This is a genomic window from Paenibacillus sp. GCM10028914 (assembly GCF_042666275.1).
Classification (GTDB): domain Bacteria; phylum Bacillota; class Bacilli; order Paenibacillales; family Paenibacillaceae; genus Paenibacillus_AQ.
Genome location: NZ_JBHTFO010000009.1, coordinates 12,979 through 34,969 on the forward strand (window position 1 = coordinate 12,979; position 21,991 = coordinate 34,969).

Annotated in this window: 21 protein-coding genes; 6 read left to right on the top strand and 15 right to left on the bottom strand. The window is 44.1% G+C overall.

Features of this window, described 5'->3' with window-relative positions; genetic code table 11:
* Positions 1–212 precede the first annotated feature (212 nt).
* A complete protein-coding gene (locus tag ACFQV5_RS08730) occupies positions 213–1,133 on the bottom strand; it encodes a proline dehydrogenase family protein (RefSeq protein ID WP_379245731.1) in 921 nt (306 codons plus the stop codon).
* A 195-nt stretch (positions 1,134–1,328) separates the two neighbouring features.
* Between ACFQV5_RS08730 and pruA the strand changes: the two genes are divergently transcribed.
* Positions 1,329–2,876 (top strand): L-glutamate gamma-semialdehyde dehydrogenase, encoded by a 1,548-nt coding sequence (pruA, locus tag ACFQV5_RS08735; RefSeq protein ID WP_379245733.1) that lies wholly within the window; start codon positions 1,329–1,331, stop codon positions 2,874–2,876.
* Between the two features lie 151 nt (positions 2,877–3,027).
* On the opposite strand, the gene ACFQV5_RS08740 is transcribed toward pruA, so the two are convergent.
* On the bottom strand, positions 3,028–3,633 hold the full coding sequence (locus ACFQV5_RS08740) for a flavin reductase family protein (protein ID WP_379246187.1): 606 nt from the start codon (positions 3,631–3,633) through the stop codon (positions 3,028–3,030).
* A gap of 17 nt (positions 3,634–3,650) precedes the next feature.
* Positions 3,651–4,589 (bottom strand): ring-cleaving dioxygenase, encoded by a 939-nt coding sequence (locus tag ACFQV5_RS08745; RefSeq protein ID WP_379245735.1) that lies wholly within the window; start codon positions 4,587–4,589, stop codon positions 3,651–3,653.
* A gap of 376 nt (positions 4,590–4,965) precedes the next feature.
* Between ACFQV5_RS08745 and udk the strand changes: the two genes are divergently transcribed.
* Entirely contained in the window at positions 4,966–5,589 is a 624-nt protein-coding gene (gene udk / locus ACFQV5_RS08750) for a uridine kinase (protein WP_379246189.1), read from the top strand.
* Between the two features lie 65 nt (positions 5,590–5,654).
* Here the strand turns inward: udk and ACFQV5_RS08755 are convergent, their stop codons facing one another.
* The 7 genes from ACFQV5_RS08755 to ACFQV5_RS08785 all read right to left on the bottom strand — a co-directional run bounded on the left by ACFQV5_RS08755 (position 5,655) and on the right by ACFQV5_RS08785 (position 11,453).
* On the bottom strand, positions 5,655–6,656 hold the full coding sequence (locus ACFQV5_RS08755; protein ID WP_379245737.1) for a helix-turn-helix transcriptional regulator: 1,002 nt from the start codon (positions 6,654–6,656) through the stop codon (positions 5,655–5,657).
* A 502-nt stretch (positions 6,657–7,158) separates the two neighbouring features.
* On the bottom strand, positions 7,159–7,524 hold the full coding sequence (locus tag ACFQV5_RS08760) for a dihydrodipicolinate synthase family protein (protein ID WP_379245739.1): 366 nt from the start codon (positions 7,522–7,524) through the stop codon (positions 7,159–7,161).
* 221 nt (positions 7,525–7,745) lie between these two features.
* Positions 7,746–9,041: an FtsW/RodA/SpoVE family cell cycle protein gene (locus tag ACFQV5_RS08765; protein WP_379245741.1), complete on the bottom strand. Its 1,296-nt coding sequence runs from the start codon at positions 9,039–9,041 to the stop codon at positions 7,746–7,748.
* 3 nt (positions 9,042–9,044) lie between these two features.
* Positions 9,045–9,374 carry a PadR family transcriptional regulator gene (locus tag ACFQV5_RS08770; RefSeq protein WP_379245743.1) on the bottom strand — a complete coding sequence of 110 codons (330 nt, stop codon included), beginning with the start codon at positions 9,372–9,374 and terminating at the stop codon, positions 9,045–9,047.
* Positions 9,375–9,527: 153 nt separating this feature from the next.
* Positions 9,528–9,665, bottom strand: coding sequence for a hypothetical protein (locus ACFQV5_RS08775; RefSeq protein ID WP_379245745.1), 138 nt, complete (start codon positions 9,663–9,665; stop codon positions 9,528–9,530).
* 112 nt (positions 9,666–9,777) lie between these two features.
* On the bottom strand, positions 9,778–10,890 hold the full coding sequence (locus ACFQV5_RS08780; protein ID WP_379245747.1) for a DUF4179 domain-containing protein: 1,113 nt from the start codon (positions 10,888–10,890) through the stop codon (positions 9,778–9,780).
* Positions 10,887–11,453, bottom strand: coding sequence for a sigma-70 family RNA polymerase sigma factor (locus ACFQV5_RS08785; RefSeq protein WP_379245749.1), 567 nt, complete (start codon positions 11,451–11,453; stop codon positions 10,887–10,889). Before ACFQV5_RS08785 ends, ACFQV5_RS08780 begins: the two co-directional genes overlap by 4 nt.
* A 143-nt stretch (positions 11,454–11,596) precedes the next feature.
* On the opposite strand from ACFQV5_RS08785, the gene ACFQV5_RS08790 reads away from it, so the two are divergent.
* Both ACFQV5_RS08790 and ACFQV5_RS08795 read left to right on the top strand, forming a co-directional pair.
* On the top strand, positions 11,597–11,875 hold the full coding sequence (locus ACFQV5_RS08790; RefSeq protein WP_379245751.1) for a hypothetical protein: 279 nt from the start codon (positions 11,597–11,599) through the stop codon (positions 11,873–11,875).
* A 138-nt stretch (positions 11,876–12,013) separates the two neighbouring features.
* The gene (locus ACFQV5_RS08795) at positions 12,014–14,818 is read left to right on the top strand and encodes a glycoside hydrolase family 3 protein (protein WP_379245753.1); all 2,805 of its coding nucleotides are present in this window, start codon (positions 12,014–12,016) and stop codon (positions 14,816–14,818) included.
* Positions 14,819–14,898: 80 nt separating this feature from the next.
* On the opposite strand, the gene ACFQV5_RS08800 is transcribed toward ACFQV5_RS08795, so the two are convergent.
* The 5 genes from ACFQV5_RS08800 to ACFQV5_RS08820 all read right to left on the bottom strand — a co-directional run bounded on the left by ACFQV5_RS08800 (position 14,899) and on the right by ACFQV5_RS08820 (position 19,887).
* Complete coding sequence (locus tag ACFQV5_RS08800) at positions 14,899–16,023, bottom strand: DUF4179 domain-containing protein (RefSeq protein WP_379245755.1); 1,125 nt, start codon at positions 16,021–16,023, stop codon at positions 14,899–14,901.
* The gene (locus tag ACFQV5_RS08805; RefSeq protein WP_379245757.1) at positions 15,995–16,591 is read right to left on the bottom strand and encodes an RNA polymerase sigma factor; all 597 of its coding nucleotides are present in this window, start codon (positions 16,589–16,591) and stop codon (positions 15,995–15,997) included. Before ACFQV5_RS08805 ends, ACFQV5_RS08800 begins: the two co-directional genes overlap by 29 nt.
* Positions 16,592–16,786: 195 nt before the next feature.
* Positions 16,787–17,227, bottom strand: a complete 441-nt coding sequence (locus ACFQV5_RS08810) for a NanQ anomerase/TabA/YiaL family protein (RefSeq protein ID WP_379245759.1) — start codon at positions 17,225–17,227, stop codon at positions 16,787–16,789.
* A gap of 75 nt (positions 17,228–17,302) precedes the next feature.
* The gene (locus tag ACFQV5_RS08815) at positions 17,303–18,643 is read right to left on the bottom strand and encodes a sialidase family protein (protein ID WP_379245761.1); all 1,341 of its coding nucleotides are present in this window, start codon (positions 18,641–18,643) and stop codon (positions 17,303–17,305) included.
* 473 nt (positions 18,644–19,116) lie between these two features.
* A complete protein-coding gene (locus tag ACFQV5_RS08820; protein ID WP_379245763.1) occupies positions 19,117–19,887 on the bottom strand; it encodes a DeoR/GlpR family DNA-binding transcription regulator in 771 nt (256 codons plus the stop codon).
* Positions 19,888–20,124: 237 nt separating this feature from the next.
* Between ACFQV5_RS08820 and ACFQV5_RS08825 the strand changes: the two genes are divergently transcribed.
* Positions 20,125–21,093 (top strand): metallophosphoesterase family protein, encoded by a 969-nt coding sequence (locus tag ACFQV5_RS08825; protein ID WP_379245765.1) that lies wholly within the window; start codon positions 20,125–20,127, stop codon positions 21,091–21,093.
* Positions 21,094–21,102: 9 nt separating this feature from the next.
* Positions 21,103–21,960, top strand: coding sequence for a DMT family transporter (locus tag ACFQV5_RS08830; protein ID WP_379245767.1), 858 nt, complete (start codon positions 21,103–21,105; stop codon positions 21,958–21,960).
* Positions 21,961–21,991: the final 31 nt, after the last annotated feature.

Sequence of the window (21,991 nt, forward strand, 5' to 3'; positions counted from 1 at the left end):
AATTCTCTAGACCTGTAACAAGTCTATTTTAGCTCCAGGCTATATGGGAGCCATAGAGTTTGTTATTCCGACGGAAGTGCTCGCGGATGTGCTCGTTAGCAGCGAATATATTAAGTAGCCATTCTGTATTAAATCAGCGGATCAGACAGATTTGATCAAATATAGCCCGCCATAATTCCTTTCCTGAGGAATCCGTAGCGGGCTTTATGCCGTTATTTGAACATGTTTTTGACAACCATCATTAAATTGGCGGGTTTCTCTGCCAGACGCCGTGTGTAGTATGGATACCACATCATGCCGTAAGGTGTATAACAGCGAATACGATACCCCTCACGAGCTAACTCAGCTTGATCATTCATGCGAAGTCCGTAGAGCATCTGGAATTCGAATGCGTCCTTCGGGATGCGATGACGTGCCGCATATTCCTTCACCCAGTTAATAATTCGGTCATCATGACTCGCTATTGCTGTATATTTCCCTTGGTCCAGATGCCGCTGAATCATTTTTTTATACCTGATTATAATATCGCTCATACGCTGTGATGCTATAGTCGCAGGCTCTTTGTATGCCCCCTTAACCAATCGTAGATTAACTCCGGCTTTCATCAACGCTTTTACATCATTGTCCGTGCGGAACAGGTACGCCTGAAGAACAGTACCCACATTGCTCATTCCTTCGGCATGAAGCCGTAAGGTCATATCAATTGTGGCCTGCGTAAAAGTCGAGTCCTCCATATCCAATCGCACAAAATTACCGAGCTCCTTCGCCCGTGCTGCAACCGACCGTACATTGGCATAACAAGCCTCCTGCTCCAGTGACAGTCCCATCTGTGTCGGCTTTAAAGATACGTTCGCATTGACTCGATGGCCGCTAATTCCCTCCAGCAGGTTGATGTATTGATTCTTATAGCCGGTCGCTTCATCTAATGAGGTGATCCCCTCCCCAAGATGATCCAAAGTCACCATGATGCCGAGCTGATTTAGACGTTTTGTCTCCTCCAACGCTTGTTCGAGTGTATCACCTGCAATAAATTTCCGGGCCATTTTCTTGCCATATTTAAGGGTTAACCGTTCCACCAGCCTGCTTCCGGACACCGTAAGCAGTACTTTTCGGTAGAGCTCTGTACCGTCCATCCCGTCCCCCCTTTTTCATCCCTTATATGGTTAAGAAATGCATTTCCCAAGGAAATATGCCGGAATTATCGTCTTTTACTTCGGATTTCATATCATCTCTCATATCCTATAGAAACGTATCCTTATTCGTCAGGATGTTGAATCATTGGTAATCGTGGCCTGACTCTACGTACATAAAAGGAGGAACCTTGGTCCATGAAAACACCTTTTCAAAATGAACCGTTCACTGACTTTTCTAATGAAGCGAACCGCAAAGCCTATGACACCGCACTTTCGGAGATTGAAGCCACCCTCGGTAAGACATACCCTCTAATCATAGGAGGGAAAAAGATCGATACAACGAACTCCAATCAATCCGTTAATCCCGCTAGAAAAGATCAAATTATCGGTATCGTGTCCCAAGCGGATACTGCCCTTGCCGAGCAGGCGATCCAAAGTGCCGCTGCCACCTTCGAAACGTGGAAACTAACAGATCCAAATGAGCGCGCACGATACCTGTTTAAAGCGGCAGCGATTATGCGCCGCCGAAAGTTCGAATTCTCCGCGCTGTTAACGCTTGAAGCTGGTAAGACCCGTGCTGAAGCCGATGCCGATACTGCGGAAGCCATCGACTTCCTTGAATTTTATGCCCGTGAGATGCAGCGGCTTAGTCAGCCACAGCCCCTGACCCGCTTGGACGGGGAAGATAACGAGCTCTATTACATTCCGCTCGGTGTAGGCATCGTCATCCCGCCGTGGAACTTTCCACTCGCCATCATGGCAGGGATGACAGCCGCTTCCATCGTCTGTGGTAACACCGTTGTCCTTAAACCAGCCAGCACCACACCCGTGATCGCTGCCAAATTCGTGGAACTGCTAGAGGAGGTCTCCTTGCCACCAGGCGTTGTGAACTTTCTGCCTGGACCTGGCAGCGAGGTCGGTGATTATCTGGTCGATCATCCACAGACCCGATTCATCAGCTTCACCGGTTCGCGTGATGTTGGTCTTCGGATTAATGAGCGTGCCGCACGAACGGCTCCCGGTCAACGCTGGATCAAACGGGTCATCGCTGAAATGGGCGGCAAAGATTCCATCATCGTTGATAATGATGCAGACCTTGATCTCGCAGCAGACGCGATCACGGCCTCAGCGTTCGGCTTCTCCGGCCAGAAATGCTCTGCTTGTTCAAGGGCCATCGTCCACGCAGAGGTATATGATTCTGTAATCGAGAAGGTCGTGGACCGGACGCGTAAGCTGGCAATCGGCGATCCTGCAGAAGCGGCAACACAAGTCGGGCCCGTGATCGATGAGAAAGCATATCGTAAGATTCAAGATTATGTGGAGATCGGGCAGCAGGAAGGCCGGCTGGTTCATGGTGGTGGCACCGGTGATCCAAACGGGTATTTCATCGAACCGACGATTTTCACTGATGTGGATGCCAGAGCGCGGATATCTCAAGAGGAGATCTTCGGGCCAGTGCTCACCTTTACCAAAGCACAATCTTTCGAGGAAGCGCTGGAGTTCGCCAATAACACCGATTACGGCTTAACAGGTGCGGTGATTTCGAACAACCGAGCTCATCTGGAAGACGCAAGGCGGCATTTTCATGTCGGCAATTTATACTTCAACCGCAAATGTACTGGTGCACTCGTGGGTACCCATCCCTTTGGCGGCTTCAATATGTCGGGCACCGACTCCAAGGCAGGCGGACGAGACTATCTCCTTCTGTTCACCCAAGCGAAGCTGGTATCGGAGAGATACTAATCCCCCTCGAATTTCTGTATAAATAGCAAATAGGCCGCGTAACCGCGGCCCTCTTTGTTTCAATAACATGAATATTTAATAGGATTAAATATTCACCTCTACTGTAATCGTCCATCTTAGATTCTTACTTACTTTTCAAAAATTGAGATTATTACCTAGGTCTTTCAATGGAAAAAATATCACCAATTGTCGCATAATCCGAGCCTGCTAAGCGACTAATCGCATTTAAGCCTCTAGGGTCGATTCGTCCATCTTCATAAATTGCTTCATCCACATGAAACCGTACAACTTCCCCAATAAACAGATCACTACCTGGTCCTTCTTCCCCCAGTGTAATAGCTTGCACAAGTCTGCATTCCATTCGAAATTTTGATTCTTTCACTCCCGGTACAGATACATTTTCGCTTGGTACAAGCGTTAGATTCGCCAACTCAATTTCACTTTCATTTGCAGGTAATGAGGCTGCGGTTTCATTGATTTTCGCCACATTCTCCTCATCCACAATATGCACTACAAATTGGCGATTTCTATAAATATTTCGAGCAGTATCTTTTAGGTGTTCATTAGGTCTTTGGATAGCTAGTGAAACCATCGGTGGGTTTGATGAAACAATATTGAAATAACTAAATGGTGCACCATTAACGATACCATCCTCGGATTCGGTAGTAACAAAGGCAATGGGTCTAGGGATTATAGAACCAATGAGAAGTTTATAATTATCCCGCTCACTATTTCGTTTTGGATCAATCGAAATCAATTTCTTCAACCCCCTTATTAGTCGATTGGACGCACTTGAATTGGAATAAGCGAATTAATTAGTTGCTCACGGTATTGTTCATATTGTACAGGTAACATCAACTGAGATCCCATTGTTTCCGCAGTTTCATCATGTGCAAACCCTGGTGGATCTGTTGCAATTTCAAATAGTATTTCCCCTGATTCTCGGAAGTACAGCGCGTTAAAATAATTACGATCTTTCAACTCAGTTACATGTTGACCATGATTCATTGCATGTTGTTGCCACTCAAGATGATCTGCATCATCTTTTGCACGCCATGCAATATGGTGAACGGTGCCAACCCCCATCGAGCCACGAACACCAGTGACCATTTTTAAATCTATCGTATTTCCGATAGCAGCTGGAGCTTTATAGCGTGTATAATCACCTTCAGTTCCAACCAATTCGAGCCCCATTACATTCGTTAGGGTCTGGGCAGTTTCTTCCGGTCTGCTTGAGTATAGTGTTGCACCGCCGAATCCTTTAATTGCGACTTCTGCCGTTACTCCGCCAAATGTCCAGTTATTTTGTTCACCTTCTGCACGTTCAACAAGTTCTAAATGTAAGCCATGTGGATCATCAAATTGAATTACTTTTTCTCCAAACCGCTCTGCTTTTTTAAATGGAATCGCAAGTGTTGCAAGACGATTGATCCAAAAAGGTAATGCTCCAGTTGGGACTGCATACGTTGTCACGCCAACTTGCCCGTCTCCGATTCGTCCTTTATAGGCATTCGCCCAAGGGAAAAATGTAATAATTGTGCCTGGCTCCCCTCCTTCATTTCCAAAATAGAGATGGTAGGTGCCGGGATCATCGAAGTTAACGGTTTGTTTAACTAAACGCAGTCCTAGTACTCCTGCATAAAAATCAATATTTTCCTGTGGATGACCTACGATTGCTGTAATATGGTGAATACCCGCGGTTTGTTTTTTCATTATGATATCTCCCCTTATCAATTATTCGATGGCGTACTCACGTAAGCATCGACGATTTAACTTTCATTTCCTTCAAAATATATAAAATCATACTATCTTTACATCACTATATCTTACTATCTTTAAATAAAGTATCTTTGTTTAGAGATAAATTTAACATGGGTTTACTGCAACTGTCAATACTTTAGTTATATATAGTGGAAGCGAGGTCACATTTACATTTTCAGATAAAAACACAATTCGTGTTTCATATTATTAGAAATAAGGGAATAATACCTTTAAACTCCAGCTTCTTTCAACGTGAAAAAATACACGTGCTATGATAAAATACAAAATTGCAAAGCATGCAACCTTAGGGAGGTTAATGAAAAACATCATGCTCATTATTGGTATAGCAGGTGGTACAGGCTCTGGTAAAACAACGGTAGCGCGGTCCGTCATTGATCGACTAGGACCCGGAAAAGTAACCTTTATCTCGCAGGATAATTATTATAAGGACAACCCTCACCTCACTTTCGAGGAACGGGAGAAGATCAACTATGATCATCCGTTTGCTTTTGACAACGGACTGTTAATCGAACATTTGGAGATTTTAAGATCAGGACAAGCTGCTTACGCTCCTGTGTATGACTTTACGGTCCACGCCCGCTCTAAAGACAAAACGCTGGAACTTAAACCTAGGAACATTGTCATCATTGAAGGGCTTCATGTTTTGTCTGACGAAAATCTCCGTAAACTACTCAATATTAAAGTATTCGTCGACACCGATCCCGATGTGCGAATACTCCGCCGGGTAGTCCGGGATATTGAGGAACGCGGCAGAACCATTCAATCCGTCCATGATCAATATTTGAGTACGGTAAAGCCTATGCACGAAGCATTTATCGAGCCATCCAAAAAATATGCGGACATCATTATTCCCGAAGGTGGGGAGAACGAGGTTGGCATCCAGCTCTTATCTGTGTTAACCGAGAAGTATTTAACGGGTGACCGAATTTAAGGCAGTCCTAAATGACAGCAAGAACCCACAGCATCTGAAAGCTGTGGGTTTCTTTATGATCTTTATTACTCCATTGTAAGCGTTAATCGTGTATCTATTCCAGCGCTATCTGAGACCGTTTGACCAGAATCATGATATAAGCCCGCAATCTCGAGAGCTGTCTTCCGTACCTCTGCTGCGATATGGGCAGGCTCCAGTATGAGCACATCGGTTTTCAATTGCAGCAAAAATCTTAAGACCCATTTCTCATGCGGCAAGGTGGCACGTACCAACAGCGATCCGTCCTCCATTCTCTCCATCTGATTCTCATCAAAATGATCTGCCGCATACACCCTCGCATCTCCTGAAATCTTGAGCACAAGCCGAATCATCTGGCGTCCTTCCGGCTTCACCCACCGCTCGTTCAGAACAGAAAGCGGCATCTCGCGGCGGTTGAAATCATCATTCAGTACCTGAAGGCCGCGTATCCGTGAAAGCTTGAATGTCCGATAATCCTCGCGTTCTAAACAATATCCGTGCAAATACCATGCGTATCCTTTCAGCACAAGACCCATCGGTTCAATGGTACGTTCCGTTTCGGCGCCTTGCGCATCAATATAATAAAAGGAAATTAACTTCGTATTCTTCACCGCTTGATGTACCGATTCATACTTGATTCGTTCAGCCTCGCTGTTTCTCCAAGGTGTAAAATCGATCTTTACTCGATCGCTATCAGCCAGCCGTCCTTGCTCTGCTTGTGCAACGAGTGCACCTACCTTCTCAAGCAGACGATCTATATTAGAGGGATCTAGCGCCTGAGTCGACTGAAGACCACGGAGCGCAGTAAATAGGGTTATCATCTCATCTAGTGACAGCATCTGCCGATCTAAACGGAAATTGTCCATTATTTCATAGCCGCCTTCCATTCCCGTATACGACACAATTGGAATCCCGGCAAGATTAAGTGACTCGAGGTCACGGTAAATGGTACGCAGTGAAACCTCCAGCTTATCTGCGAGCTCCTGTGCTTGCACGCGTCTACGGTTTAATAGAATCATTGTGATGGCCATGAGTCGTTCGAACTTCATTGATTTGCTCCCCCATTTTTGGAATCGATTTATTCCATCATAAACCATGTTTTCCTTTAGGGGGATGATGATCCGGACGCATTTGTATGGAGATATGATTGCTATCATGCATACTCCTGGACTGTCGTCAATGAGAAGCGGCGTAACCTTGTTGACCATAGTGTGGCAAGAATGAAATCGAATGGTTTCCTAATATATTCTTTTTCTTGTTGATAGACGCTACGCGTACGAATCATTCCTCCCATCGCTGTTGTTATCCAATTTCCTGAACTAATTTTAGTTAGATGTAGAAATTGGATAACAAAGGCGACCGCGTTCGCTTGTCCGGAAACGCTTCGTCCCCTCCGCTGCTTTGTGCAATATCTATCTCACAACAAATACCAAAAAGAAACCGCCCTTACATAGCATGGAAGTGTTCAAGCTACCATGTAGAAAGGAGCGGTTTCATTTGTATCACCAAACCCGTCGCCGGAATTATATAAGACCTTGCGAAAAAATGGGGTTAATCCTTACTTAATTGAATATAATGCAGCATCTTATCATTCAACGCCTTTACCTGAGCAAACTGCTCATCAGCAAGCAAAGGCAGCGGCATGCGTGGAATGCCGACTTCAAATCCACGCAGACGAAGTATTTCCTTGCAAGCACCATATAGCGATGATGTACTGAGTAGCTCTGTGATGAGTTCATTCACGATAAATTGCCAATGCTGTGCCGCAGGGACATCCCCTGCTTGATAACACTGCTCTATCTTATGGAACAACTCCGGCATAACCCCGTAAGTTCCACCTATCCCTGCTTCAGCTCCCATGACCCGTCCCGCCAAATACTGTTCATCACTTCCACGTTTTAATCTTTGAATCAGCATTCAATTCGTTTCCTCCTCTCCTTCTGACTTCTATGTTGCCATTTGTTCTTAATCAAGCGCTGCAGCTTATATTCTCATTTTCGTTCAGAGCATGCAGCCGGACAACCTGTGTACTTTTATATCGATACAGGAGTAATTTTAGTTTTTATAAGCACATGCAAAAAAAACAGAGGTCTGTAGATCAAATCTACAGACCTCTGGTTAATAGAACATCTTAATTATTACCCAGCCAGCTTTACTCTTGGCAGCATATTTTTACGACGATACATCGACAGTATAATACCTACCGCTGCAAAATATAGAATCTGCGTCGTTCCTCCAAAAGCAATGAACGCCAGCTCAATACTCGCAAAAGGAACCAGGCCAAATGCCATCAGTATGGGCCACAGCATGTGGAAGGCAAGGACAGTCGTAAACGCGATGGTCACTCTTTGGGCAACCGGATCATGGAGTGAAGTGGTCATACGCCAGATTTCCTTCAGGAAGAGCAGAACCAACAAACCGATGAGAATCGCAGCTCCCCAGCCGAAGCAGTAAATGAGATAAGGAAATAGCGACTCACTCTGGATATAAGGTAACATATCATTTGGTGCCGCAAACCCGTTTCCGGTCCATCCGGCCGACCTTATTGCGTTAGCGGTTTGAATCAACTGATAATCTTCACCATTTGTCGGATTGAAGAAAGCTGCTATTCGATAGCGTACCTGACCCACTTGAGATAGAAAGAGAGCGAATAGCCCAACTATAGGTAACCCGAAGATAAGCAATTGCTTCCTGCTCTTGTTAGTATGCCAGGTAATAAACAGATACCCGATGACATAGATCAGACCGAGCGGCATCGAACCGCCCAGACTAAATAGCCATATCGGCACCAAGCCGCGGAACATAAATTGAATGGATCCTTCGAGCCATCCAAGTTGACGATCAGACTTCATACCAGCCAGTGACATGAGGAGCATCAAAAGGGAAAGTTCCATTGTATTAATGCCAAAGTGCCCTAAACGGAGATATGCCGCGCTTCCATTAACTGTCGTTTCGTTTAATAGCGTGACAACCATAAGACCAAGTGACATCAAAAATATCGTATCAGCGTATTTCAGCAGCTTTCGGTAATCTGAGAAATAAAATCCCACAAGCGCTATCAATCCGATACCGGTAAGCAGAGCCTTTTTCTCTAATAAACCTGAAATGTGAGGTACTGAGCCCGAATACTGTACATTGAGCGCTGCGAATATACCGATCATAGCCATGAGTGCAATAATCACGAGCATTTTCCAATTCAGTAAGGGCCTATGTGCTTGTTGCAGACTTTTGCCAATAGCTTCAGATGACCCCATCTGGTTCACAGCCTCCCGCAATGCCTCCTCTTCTGTATACCCTTCTACCTGTAACCATTCTGCCCGGTCAGCGATATGCCCGCCTAACTCCTCCCGAATCTCGGGGTGCAGTTCCTTAGCCCGGACATGCCGACATACGTCATCCAGAAACCGACGAACGATTGGATCTTTCTCTACCATGAATTAGTTCCCCTCCCCGATGACGGTGTCTACCGCGGTTCGGAATCGTACCCATTCCTCCGTCTTTTCCTTGATCTGGTCACGACCAAGGTCGGTTATCCGGTAATATTTCCGTTTACGTCCATCATGCTGGCTCCAGTACGCCTCGAGCCACCCTTCCGCCTCCAGCGTATGCAGTATAGGGTATAGCGTCCCTTCTTTCATCATAAACACACCATTTGAACTCTTCTCAATTTCCTTGATCAATTCATAACCGTACATTTCTTTCCGGCTTAACACACTCAGCAGTAATATAACGGTGCTTCCTTTAAGAAGTTCTTTATTAATCGCCAATTTCTCTTTTCACTCCTTATACCTAGTAAATCTATGTATCGTAAATCTATGTATATAATAGTGGATTTCCTCTGAAATAACAACATCTAACTTCATTCGCAAAATATTGTCCTCACGTAGACTCCCTTCATCTAGTGAAATTCATTTAGATAATCACATAAAGGTCTCCTTATACCAAACCCCAGCGAAGAAAATAATTTCAAATAAAAACAGAAGAGCGAAGATCAGCAAAATAAGTCCGAGCATGAACCATGCTACAGCTTTGATTGATTTCATAAAAATCACTTTCATTGCTTCATTCCCCCTCACTTAATATCCATAATTATACATCATCTGAGTTTGTAGACTCCAACAAGAACAAAAGACCAGTACTACGAATACGTAGTATTGGTCCTCAAATATCCTACTTCTGTAACTCAATTGTAATGGGTTCTAGTGTAAATTCTTTAAAATCCTTAGCTTCGGTAGTTGAGGTAGTTGTCACGGATTCACCGAATGAATTTATTTCTTCTTTTTGTTCTCCAGGAGTTGTTGAAAAAGCCACCAATCTTAGATGAGGTACGATTGTAAGTTTTGTCGCTCGATCATCAATTTTCCCGAACGTCTTACCGGTACTTAAATCATTCACCTCGCCTCGAGAACCGAGTCCAACCCCCTCGTATACATTCCCTACATCGTCCGTCATGGTGAAATCAAGATCGATATGATCCCACTTTTCCAAAACCTTTTGCTCAATCTGCTGCCTTGCGTACACGATGACAGACATTGGCGTTTCTGTGATTTGTTCTATACTCACTTTGATTCCATCTTCTTCTAAGGATTTATGAACTTGTTGTGAGTGCTGCTCCGTTGCGTCGACAGAAACAGCAAAGCGCCAATTTCCTTTAATCCTTGTATCAGTTTCTTCTACAACTATACTATTAATATCCCATACTAAATGAGCTGTATCCCCTACGTCTTGTCCAAAATTCCCTATGGTAAGCATCCCAACATAGTTGTGATCGTCTACCTTGGTGGTTTCTGACCCCCATGTCATTCCATTTGCATCTTTTAAAGAAGAAGTGACATCATGTAAAAAGGGGTTCTCTCCTAATGGTCGTTCACTTTGAATGGAGTAAGTAAGAACAATGCTTTCACCATCATAAATGGCATCATTAATCGTAATTTCAACACCCTTACTTTTTTCAGAAATCCCAATGGCTGTTGAAAATTGTTTATAGTTTTCATATAATCCAGCTCGATCACCATCGATAAACTTAAAAATATCTCTAACAATCGGAATACTGCCTGCATAGGCTGGATAAGCGAGCCCTATTAGAGTGGCAGATATGCCCATCACTAGGCTTGCTACGACGACAGCTTGTACCCTGCCCATACGCTTTCTTTTCTTTTTCACGATTCTTTGTTTCAATTGATTCTTAAATTTTGCTTTTTCGATATCATTAACTTCAAGCTGAGTGAATTCTTTTTCATCCAATTCAACTTCATTTAATAGTTTATAGAGTTGTTCATTCATATAAGACTACCTCCTAAGCTCAATTGAATGGCTTGCTGTTGTAATTTCTTTTTCCCCCGATATATGCGATTATCTACTGCGGCACGTGTTAGACCAAATCGAGATGCGATATCCTCTGTCCCTACACCGAGATAAAACTTCATCATAAAAATTTCTCGATCCATTTCATCCAGTCCATATATCAATTGAAGTAACTCTTTACTATTCTCGATCTGAATGAAGGCATCCTCAGCTGACTCTTCAGTAAGTGTATCTGTGTGCTCTGATGAAATCTCCATGTTCTTTACAGCTTTCCTGTAATAATCTATCGCCTTAAATTTCGAAACGGCACAAATCCACTTTCTAAAATCAGAAGAATCACCCTTAAATTGCTCCGCATGATCCCAGACACTTAAAAATACATCATTCATACATTCTTCAATTAAATGGTCTTGTTTAAGCGGCGACAATACTTTATACACAACACCTTTCACCAAGGAGAGATAGTTGTCCACGACATATTCAAGCGCCTCTTCTTCCTGTCGTTTTAATCGCCTTATAAAATTTCTTTCATTCGATTTCATGGCTTCCGTTCCTCTCAGTACTCGTAATGGCCACTACACTCTATACAACGAAGGAAAACTCCATTTCTCTCACGTGAAGCTAAAAATTGTGTAATTGTTCTGTCTAGCATAAAATAAAACGATATTAACAAAGGAGACAAGCCATGCGAAAAACTAAAATTGTCTTACTCCCTCTATTATTGGCTATGTTCATATGGTGTACTGTGCCCGCTCATGCAGCCGAACTCGATCAAGAAACCATAGATAGAATTACTGAAGCATATGGATTGGACAAGCCACAGACACAAAACAATCCCGATTTGTGGATGAATGGCGACTTTGGAACAAGCGCCTCGCCAGAAGATATTCTCTACTTCGTAACCGGTACCCTCCATCCGATCCCATTCATGGTGCGTAATCTGGTTTATTTCCTCAAGCATTAAATTTCCACATGAAATTACAACTAATTATTCATGTATTAAGCGTTTTCATCACGCGTTATGATAAAGTCGGAGAACTTAAATCTTGTAGAAGAGATTGAGTCTGAACGACTATTATCACTATGAAAAGAGGTACTACAGATGAAGCATCCTTTTCAAAACCCTGATCTTCCACTCCAGGAACGCGTGAATGATCTAATATCCCAATTTACACTAGACGAAAAAATCGAATTAATGTGCCAATATCAAGCGGAAATCCCGCGGCTTGGTGTCAAACCTTATAAGCATGGAACAGAAGGCGCCCACGGTGTAGCCTGGCTGGGCGAAGCTACTGTATTCCCGCAAAACACGGGGCTTGCCTGCACTTGGAACCCTGAGCTTATGAAAAGAATCGGCTCTGTGATTGCGGACGAGGTTCGTGCCTACTATCAGCGTAACCCCGCTATAAACGGCCTGACCGTATGGGCACCCACCGTTGATATGGAGCGTGACCCACGCTGGGGACGCACAGAGGAAGCTTACGGTGAGGACCCGCATTTGACAGGAAGACTATCTACAGAGCTCATTAAAGGGATGCAAGGTGACCATCCGTTCTACTATAAAACGGTAGCCACTCTGAAGCATTTCTATGGTAACAATAACGAGATAGACCGCGGGAGCGCTTCGGTCAGCATCGATCCACGGAACAAGCGCGAGTATTATCTGAAAGCGTTCGAGCCCGCATTCCGTGAGGGACACGCAGGTTCCATGATGACTGCTTACAACGGTATCAATGGCACACCTTGCAACCTGAACCATGAAGTGAATGAAATCGTCAAAAAGGAATGGGGTATGGACGGTTTTGTTGTCGGTGATGCCGGAGATGTTCTCGGCACCGTCATGGACCATAAGTATTTGGAATCCTATGCCGAATCCATTGCTGGCTCCGTCAAAGCTGGTATCGACAGCATTACGGACGATCAGGACATCTCCTTCCGCGCGCTTCGCGATGCCTTGGAACAGGGATTTCTAGAGGAATCAGACCTGGATCATGCACTGCGTAATACTTTCCGCGTCCGCTTCCGGCTCGGTGAGTTTGACCCAGTAGAACGTAATCCTTACAGCGATGTCTCTGAATCGAAACTATGCGCTCCTGAACATGCAGCTCTTTCCTTACAGGCTGCCCTTGAATCTGTCGTTCTACTGAAAAATGATGGGCTGCTACCTCTGCCAAAAGATTTGAAATCCACTGCTGTCATCGGACCGCTGGCAAATGAAGCGTTCACCGATTGGTACAGCGGAACACCTCCCTACCGTGTGACTCCACTACAAGGAGTAACCGAGAAAATGGAGGGTCGTCCACTTCATTTCCATACCGGACTGGATCAAGTTCGCCTTCGTTCAGCCGTTAACGGGAAATATGTCTCTATCCTATCCGGTGATGAGGCCGAGCTTCTCGCTGCTTCGGATGACGCCTCTCAAGCCGAAGTATTCCAGCTCAATGACTGGGGCTGGGGAAATATTACACTTCGTGCATTAAGCCGCGGCACGTTTGTAACGGAAAGTGAAACTGGCTTGAATGTTACAGCGGAAGAGGCACGTGGCTGGTTTGTTAAAGAAGCTTTTAGCTTTGACACACAGGCAGATGGAACTTTGATTATGAAATCATGGGAAGGAAAACCGATTGTTTTGGATGAAGATGGGCGATTAGTGGTCAGTAAGGAACAAAACATCCATGGCACACCTTGGGTAGTTGAAGTCATTTCTGATGGTATCGAAGAAGCCGTAAAAGCAGCTAAATCAGCTGAAACGGCGATCGTGTTCGTTGGCAACAGTCCGTTCATTAACGGTAAAGAAACGATTGACCGCCCGGACATCACACTCGCTCCTGCTCAGCATAAATTGATTCAGGCCGTTCATGCTGCCAATCCGAACACGATTGTAGTCATTGTTGGAAGTTATCCGTTTGCTGTGAATTGGGAAGATGAGCATATTCCAGCCATCCTGTTCACATCCCATTCCGGGCAAGAACTCGGACATGCGGTAGCGGATGTCCTGTATGGCGATTACAATCCAGCGGGTCGCCTTAACATGACCTGGTACAAGTCGGTCGAACAGCTTCCGGATATTATGGATTATGACATTATTAAAGGAAAACGAACGTATCAATACTTTGATGGAGAGGTTCTGTACCCGTTCGGGCACGGTTTAAGCTACACCCAGTTTACTTACGATGATCTAAGCCTCAGTGAACCTATCATCTTAGCCGATGGTACGGTGACAGTATCGGTTAATGTACACAATACAGGTGACTTGGCTGGTGATGAGGTCGTGCAGTTGTATGTCAGAGCTGAGAATTCTCGTGTAACCCGCCCGCTTCGAACACTGAGAGGCTTCCGCCGCATCCATCTGGAAGCAGGAGCATCAGAAACCGTCAGCTTCAACCTGAAAGCAGAGGATTTGGCGATTTGGGATGTCACTAGGGAACGTTACTGCGTGGAGACCGGATCATACACACTGATGGTCGGCCCTTCTTCAGCAGTTATCGCTCAGTCCATCACACTTCAGGTAGATGGTGAAGTCATTCCACCGCGTTCGCTAAACGAGCGGATCAGAGCCGTTAACTACGATGACTATTGCGGGGTATTCGTGGATGAGTGCCGCGAAGGTGGAGAAAGCATCCGTTTAACCGGTGATCATGGATGGATTGCCTTCCATGATGTAGAACTTAGCCAAAGCATTTCTACCTTTGAAGCGAGAGTATCCGGCCATATTAAAGGCGGAGAGATCATCATAACGCTGGACAGCCCAGATGGTCCCGAAATCGGAACTTGTAAGGTCCTTCCTACAGGAGGACGCCAAGCCTGGACGACGGTAGCGGCTAAACTTGAAGGCCAAACAGGTAGCCGTAGCGTATATTTATCTATGCGTGGTGAAGTACAGATTAGCTGGTTCTCGGTCGTCTAAGAGATGTTAGCAATATAACGAAAAGAGAAGGCGAATTTCCCGCCTTCTCTTTCTTTGTTTTTAATAAGCTTTTGTATATATTACTTCTTAATCGGAATCTCAAAATTAAGCTCAGGGATATAATGCTTAACCAGCTCTCCATTCACATCAACTACAAACAGTCCCGACTGCTTATCGGTTATTTCATATTTATATGGTTTAATAATCAGCTTTTCAGGTGTAGTGGTGAACGGTTCAAACCGCATATCGGACATACTTTCTTTCCCTTCAGATTCGTTCGAACCATTACCTCCTATCCCTTTAACCTGATTTCCTTTTTCATCAAAAACATCAAAATCTATACTCGACATTAATGAATCATAAGCAAACGGAGGAGATATTTTAGTCGTTATATTGGTCGTTATCGGAGTAAGTTCAATCTTGCTAATCGTTAACGTGTATATACCGTATTTCTTCGTTTCATTCGATACAATCTCGACATTATTTTTATTATTTTTGACTACAGGCATAGTGAATAGCAAAGGATCTGTAGATTCTGAGACATTGAAACTGAGTGTTAGCTCAAAATTATCTGGAAAAGGAATACTGTTCTGATTTCGAAGATCTGAAAACTCGACAAACATAGAATCATTAGTCGGCCCCGGTTTCATAAATATGCCACTGAAATTGATGCTTCCATTTTCAGAGGAAAACTGCTGCACATCTTGACCATCAATTTTGATATCGATGTTGTTAATATCATCAATTAAACTATTGTTATACTGTACGCTGCTATCCACATTAGAACGCTCAATACTTAAAGATACACGCGAACCATCATATATTAATTCAGGCACTGTATACGTGGTATCACCGCGAACAACACTTACATTCGGCTTATCCATAAGATTCTGTTCTGAAGCAACTTTTAATCCCAGATCACCAGCGATTTTGAAAATCCCTTTTATACCGGGCACTTGCTGCAGAGAATCAGCCATCGTCGGTGACACGAAGCCACTCCCTACTACAATCATAAATGCCGCTGCTGCAACAACCGTTGTAACTTTAAATCTCTTCTTCATATTTCCCCTCCTCTTGTGCTCGGTTTTAGGATTGTAAATCTGGTCCATAACCTGATCCGTAACATCGATGGAACTTTTCTTTTGCCTTATCATGTTGATCACTTCAACAAGCTCGTCATCTGGTTGTTTTAAGTGATTGTTCATGAAGATAGCCTCCTTCTAAGTTTTTTTGTACAAGCTTTTTTCGAATACGCTCATATTTTTTTCGTGCGGTAGCCGGTGTAATATTCATGACATGTCCAATTTCCTCGAAAGAGTAATCCTCAACAGCTCGTAAAAGCAGGAGATGTCTCTCATTAAAAGTTAAGTGACTTATCAAAGATTCTAAGCCTTCTTCTATCGAGCTCCTCTTAGCAAAAACGATGGATTGATATGTATTCTTGAAGACCTGTAGTAATTGGACATCTCGATACCTCTTCTTATTGAGGTTCATACAATGGTTGTAAGCAATTTTATAAATCCATGCCGAGAAAGATACGGTCTGCTTGTAGTTGTCTATATGCTGATAAGCTTTTACAAAAATATCTTGCACAGCATCTTGGGCATCTTCCGTCTGTTTTAACAGGTAGTAGCAATACACATACAATTGCTTCTGATATTGTTCGATGATGACTCTGTATTGTTCTATATCACCTTGTTGGATGGACAATATTGTATTCTCTACATCTAAACGCTCACGATTGCTCGTATTTTTGTGATGTGTAGATTCCAAAGTGAACCACCTCCTTTCAAGCACCTATATAACAATCAGGGATAGCAAAATGTGACACTCTTCGTAAATTCTCTAATTATAGTGCAATAAAACCTACGTTATCATAAAAAAAGAGACCCAGCTCGGGTCCCTTTAATAACTATATAACAGCAATCCTCATCGTTGTTACTTCAATCTGTTTGCAGAGTGATCCGTTTACACAGCTATTTTATATACGATTTTCTTAACCTCTTGAGATTTATCTTCATGTGCGCCAACCAAGTGGGTATCCTCCGGGAAACAGATCAGAAAATACCCTGGCTCTAAATAACCGCAAAACTTAGCGTTCGCTGTCACATCACCAAACCAGATATCCGATTCTGAGTCATATGCTGTCGTGTTTACTAAATTATCGACATGACTCACCTCTACATATTCTTTACCTTCCACCACAATATGAATATCAATATAATTCCGGTGTGCCTCGTAGCGTTTCTCTATCTTTGAAGTTGTCGTAAAAACAGCAGCGTTCTTCTTGAATGAACTCTCCTCAGGAGCCGCTCCATGTAAGTTCTGCATCATATCTCTCATTGCGCTTTCAAGTGCTGGATGATCAAATTTATATTTCTTCGCATCGTTTATTTTACCTAGAATCATTGCTTCTCTACCTCCCTCATTAATCGCGTCGCAGCTCAGAAAAGAAAGGACTGCACACATAGCAGTCCCTTCTTCTTATGATTTCAACCAATCCAGTGTAAATGTCGCGAATTGAATGTCCATATTGTTCCAGTCAGAGGGATCATAGACACGTTCATATAGAATACCGATCTCCCCGTTCTTCAAGACCGTCAAGCAGGAGTAACCGAACCCTTCTTCCTCAATCACCTTGCTGTAAGACCACGTTGTTCCTCCGTCTTCACTAAGCCGAACCGTCCCCTTAACTCGATGATCTTCATCGTTCGGATTCGAGAACAAGAGCCTCACCTTACCATCTCCTGTATCCGGATATCGAATAACACTAGATTGGCAAATCGGGTCCACGAGGTTCATATCAAACGTGATCTCGCCCCAAGTCTCCCCGCCATCGTTACTTGAAGCTACTGCTGTTCTCTGTAACCCATAGTGATTTCTCATATAGTATGTAAGCTCTCCAGTCGGAAGTTCAATGAGCTGCGACTCGGTCAAATACTGTTTGCCGTCCGAAATGGTCTGGGCAGTTAATATTTCACCGTTCCACTGCCTGCCATCGTTCGGAGAATGACCGCGCTTCCAAGTAACACCGTGATCATCGCTATAAATACAAGCACAAGACAAATGCCTGCCTTCATTCGAAAAATAGATTGGGAATACCAAACGCCCCGCTTTCTCCCCATTCTTCAGTTGTATACCGCGACCCGGTCCACTTCCTATAAACCGCATCCACTCTTCCTTTATCATCAAGTTCAGTTCTTTAGGTTCGGACCATGTTAACCCATCGTCATCACTCTGTATCATCTGTAAAAATGAAGTTCGAGCCTCCAGCAAACTTTCCTGAGGATCAATCCCTCGTTTATAATAAATATTCCCTCTGGCTTCACCATCATGGAATACATAACCTTCGCGATCTACAAAATAAGGAGTTGGCTTGCCTTCGGAGTCAGTGACGGTACCGTTCTCCGATAGCAGATACAGTTGACCATTCGGGTCATACAACTGTCTGCGCCCTACGGGATCAAACCCAATACCCGGTTCGCTGGCATGTAATCCAATGCCTCCAGGCGTATGGCTGAATATCATCATTAGTGTTCCAGTCTCTTCATCCTCTAGAAGCGCTGTATCAATGGCAGCTGCCCCATTCAATCCTTCACCAGCGTATTGCACCAGCTTCTGAACAGGTCCCCACGTCTCTCCATGATCCTCACTTCGCCGGATCGATACATCAATCTCATTAGGATTATCCGTATGATCCGCTATTCTGGCGTCAATCCCAGCGATAATGGTCCCTTTACTTGTCGTAATCATCGACGGAATGCGATAGGCCTTTGAACCTGCTAAATTCGGATAAAAAATAGCTTTCTTCTCAATATTCACCATCGTTAGCCTCCCATGTATGCTGCGTGAGTACATCCATTTCCTCCCTAATGGTATATCAAGATATTTAGGCTAACCATGTAAATTTTGATTTCATTCTTGTATATTTGATACTTTTCGACTTCAACTTCCGTCTGTTGTGTGATGCTCCAAGTACAAATCGTTCCTCCAATCGCTCTTGCTCCCTAATTTCTCGAATTAATCCTTAAAGGAAGAATTTCGGTAGCAAATGCGACCGCTATCGCTTCTCCGGAATCGATTTGTCCTCTCCGCTGGTCCGTGCATATCCCAAATTTAAAAATACAATTAAAGAGTTCCCTTAAGTAAATAGCAACAATTAACCGAGATGATAATAAGGCGGTGCAGGAATTGCCTCCTGTACCGCCTGTTCTTAAAACTTTTGAATCCTTTGAAGATAGAGAATCTATCTCTCTTACATTTATAAAACATCCTCTTCTTTCAATACTGTACTAATCCTACTCCCCAAGCAAAACCTCAACATCCAGCTTATTTAACGCCTCGACCCATTCCTCGGTACAGCCTGAGTCCGTTATAATCATGGATATTTGCTCAATCGGTGCAATTTGGGCAAACGTGGTGACGCCGAATTTCGAATGATCCGCAACGAGAATAGCTTCTTCCGTTCTTAACATCATTTTTCTCGACAATAAAGCTTCATCCAGGTTGTATTCAGTAATACCTTCTGAGAGCGATATTCCGCCTGCTGAAATAAACGCTTTGTTTACCTTAAACTGATCCAGCATTTGATGGGCAATCGCTCCTGTTGCCGCTTGATAGTTTATATTCACTTCACCGCCAGCAAATATAATTCTTCCCTTAAACTCTTCCAGCGCACACGCCAGTATGGGAACGGAATTGGTGATGACCGTAACATCAGCCCGGTCCTTAAGATGACGCATAATTTCCAAGGTCGTCGTCCCGTTATCCAGAATAACCGTCTCCCCTTCCTTGACAAGAGAAGCGGCTAATTTTCCAATTGCCTGTTTTTCACTGCGATACATTTCAGATCTCTTTAGAAAAGTCGGCTCAATCCATTCGGAACGTGTCTGTACCGCTCCTCCATACACCTTGCGCAGCCTTCCTTCTTTCTCGAGTCGATCCAGGTCACGACGAATCGTTTCAGTCGAGACGTTAAATATATTGGCAAGTGCATGCACTTGCACTTTGCCCTCTGTACTTAACTGGGCAAGAATCGTTTGCCGGCGTTCCTCATAGGTTAGAGACATCTCCTGATTCCCCCTGTTATGTTTATTCATTCTTATTGTGTTTGTGTGTTTTTTTGTTGTTTTCACTCAGTTTATCGTTCTGTATAGTTTTCTGTCAAACTTCTATATTTAGCAATGTAAACCCAATGTAAAAATGAATTGACAGATTAGTAAACTGGGAATACAATCAACACAAAACCACATCAATACAACAAAAATCAACTACATAACTAACATGAACCCAAGGGGGAAGCGAAAATGAGTCGCCAGTTATCTTTTCGTCAAGACGGGACATTTAAAATCATGCAATTTACCGATCTACATTATATGGACGGGAGAGCCGAGGATCTACAAACCCGTGAATTAATGGAGATCACAATGAATTTAGAACAACCGGATCTCGTTGTTTTCACAGGAGATGTTATATATACAGGTGGAGTCTCCCCTGGCAATGTCAGATGCGAAAATCCGGAGCAAGCTTTTCGTGATGCCGTAGCAGTAGTGGAAGAAAAGGGTATTCCTTGGGCCACTGTATTTGGCAATCATGATACCGAGCACGGGAGCGGAATCACTCGCAAAGAATTATTCCAAATCGCGGCTTCACATCCGCATGCTGTCATAGAAGCTGGACCAGATGAAATTACAGGTGAAGGCAATTATGTGCTTGAACTCGTTGACTCTACAGGAAATCCAGCTGCCAATCTGTATTTCTTAGATTCAGGCGATTACACCCCTCTTCAGCATATTCCAGGCTACAACTGGATACGCCGGGATCAAATTGAATGGCTAACGAGCGAATCGGCTCGGTTGAATCCACCGGATCGGGAAAGCAAAACACCTGCTCTAGCTTTTTTCCATATTCCAATTCCAGAATATCAAGAAGTATGGGATACACAGGTCTGCTACGGGAACAAGTTCGAAGCGGTTTGTTGTCCTGTCATCAACTCCGGATTGTTTGCAGCTATGGTCGAGATGGGCGATGTTAAAGGTACATTCTGCGGGCATGATCACATCAACGATTTTGAAGGCACATTGCATGGAATACGCCTCTGCTACGGACGGGCAAGCGGCTACAACACCTACGGTAAAGAAGGTCTCTTGCGGGGAGCACGCATGATCCAACTGACGGCAGGAGAATCCGATTTTAAGACTTGGCTGCGACTAGTAGACGGCTCGGTTGTTACAGAACAACCGATTCATCACCCAGGCACCGCAGTTAACGTTTAAACGAGGATCATGTTACTACCTATTCTTCTCGTTATCGCATCTGGTATGGCTCACGCGGTCTGGAGTCTCTTTACGAAGAAGAGCCTGAACAAGAGCGTGTTTCTATGGATGATTATGATGATGTGCACCGTCCTGCTGCTACCAACATTAATCATAGAACTATGGCAAAATCCATTAACTCCAAGTGCATACGCTCTGTTACTCGTGTCGGTTATCCTTCAGGCTATCTACTCCTGGCTCTTGTCCCAAACGTATGAGCTGGGCGATTTATCACAGATCTATCCCATTATGCGAGGAACTAGCACCTTACTCGTACCGATCATTGGGGTTGTGTTTCTTCATGAATCGTTATCCATTTTCGGATGGATCGGAATCATCTGTATGCTGGGTGGATTCTTCGGTTTAAGTGGGGTAGGATCAAGCAGCATCCGTCCAGGAACGCGGTGGCAAAGTTTAAAGCCATTCATCATGGCGCTATGTGTCGGGTTGTGTACGACCAGTTATGTCTTTGTCGATAAGCTGAATCTGCAGCATATTTCTCCACTCGCATTGCTGGAAGTGACGAACATTGGCTTTGTAGCAGGCCTGACTCCCTTGGTTCTCAGGTCCAAGGCTGTTAGGAAGGAATGGCAGGCTAACCGTCCCACGATCTTACTCGGCGCTATCTTGAATCCGGGATCTTATTTATTATTTCTCTTTGCCATGCAGCAGGCCCAAATGGCCCAAATTAGTCCCCTGCGTGAAACTGGAACGGTGTTTGCTACCTTCCTTGGCATTCTCGTTCTGAAAGAGCAGCATGGGGTAAAGCGAATTGCCTGCTCCATTGTTATTCTCTGCGGCATCCTGCTGATCGGGATGTGGGGATGAACGAGTTCATTGCGATAAAATGCAGAAAACC

What these genes read in the sequence shown, in the direction of transcription:
- ACFQV5_RS08755 (WP_379245737.1), bottom strand. Translation starts at nt 6,656, where the DNA reads ATGAAGTTCGAACGACTCATGGCCATCACAATGATTCTATTAAACCGT.
- ACFQV5_RS08745 (WP_379245735.1), bottom strand. Translation starts at nt 4,589, where the DNA reads ATGAAAAAACAAACCGCGGGTATTCACCATATTACAGCAATCGTAGGT.
- ACFQV5_RS08810 (WP_379245759.1), bottom strand. Translation starts at nt 17,227, where the DNA reads ATGATTCTAGGTAAAATAAACGATGCGAAGAAATATAAATTTGATCAT.
- ACFQV5_RS08815 (WP_379245761.1), bottom strand. Translation starts at nt 18,643, where the DNA reads ATGGTGAATATTGAGAAGAAAGCTATTTTTTATCCGAATTTAGCAGGT.
- ACFQV5_RS08800 (WP_379245755.1), bottom strand. Translation starts at nt 16,023, where the DNA reads ATGAACAATCACTTAAAACAACCAGATGACGAGCTTGTTGAAGTGATC.
- ACFQV5_RS08825 (WP_379245765.1), top strand. Translation starts at nt 20,125, where the DNA reads ATGAGTCGCCAGTTATCTTTTCGTCAAGACGGGACATTTAAAATCATG.
- ACFQV5_RS08775 (WP_379245745.1), bottom strand. Translation starts at nt 9,665, where the DNA reads ATGAAAGTGATTTTTATGAAATCAATCAAAGCTGTAGCATGGTTCATG.
- udk (WP_379246189.1), top strand. Translation starts at nt 4,966, where the DNA reads ATGCTCATTATTGGTATAGCAGGTGGTACAGGCTCTGGTAAAACAACG.
- ACFQV5_RS08795 (WP_379245753.1), top strand. Translation starts at nt 12,014, where the DNA reads ATGAAGCATCCTTTTCAAAACCCTGATCTTCCACTCCAGGAACGCGTG.
- ACFQV5_RS08780 (WP_379245747.1), bottom strand. Translation starts at nt 10,890, where the DNA reads ATGAATGAACAACTCTATAAACTATTAAATGAAGTTGAATTGGATGAA.
- ACFQV5_RS08820 (WP_379245763.1), bottom strand. Translation starts at nt 19,887, where the DNA reads ATGTCTCTAACCTATGAGGAACGCCGGCAAACGATTCTTGCCCAGTTA.
- pruA (WP_379245733.1), top strand. Translation starts at nt 1,329, where the DNA reads ATGAAAACACCTTTTCAAAATGAACCGTTCACTGACTTTTCTAATGAA.
- ACFQV5_RS08730 (WP_379245731.1), bottom strand. Translation starts at nt 1,133, where the DNA reads ATGGACGGTACAGAGCTCTACCGAAAAGTACTGCTTACGGTGTCCGGA.
- ACFQV5_RS08765 (WP_379245741.1), bottom strand. Translation starts at nt 9,041, where the DNA reads ATGGTAGAGAAAGATCCAATCGTTCGTCGGTTTCTGGATGACGTATGT.
- ACFQV5_RS08760 (WP_379245739.1), bottom strand. Translation starts at nt 7,524, where the DNA reads ATGCTGATTCAAAGATTAAAACGTGGAAGTGATGAACAGTATTTGGCG.
- ACFQV5_RS08790 (WP_379245751.1), top strand. Translation starts at nt 11,597, where the DNA reads ATGCGAAAAACTAAAATTGTCTTACTCCCTCTATTATTGGCTATGTTC.
- ACFQV5_RS08830 (WP_379245767.1), top strand. Translation starts at nt 21,103, where the DNA reads ATGTTACTACCTATTCTTCTCGTTATCGCATCTGGTATGGCTCACGCG.
- ACFQV5_RS08785 (WP_379245749.1), bottom strand. Translation starts at nt 11,453, where the DNA reads ATGAAATCGAATGAAAGAAATTTTATAAGGCGATTAAAACGACAGGAA.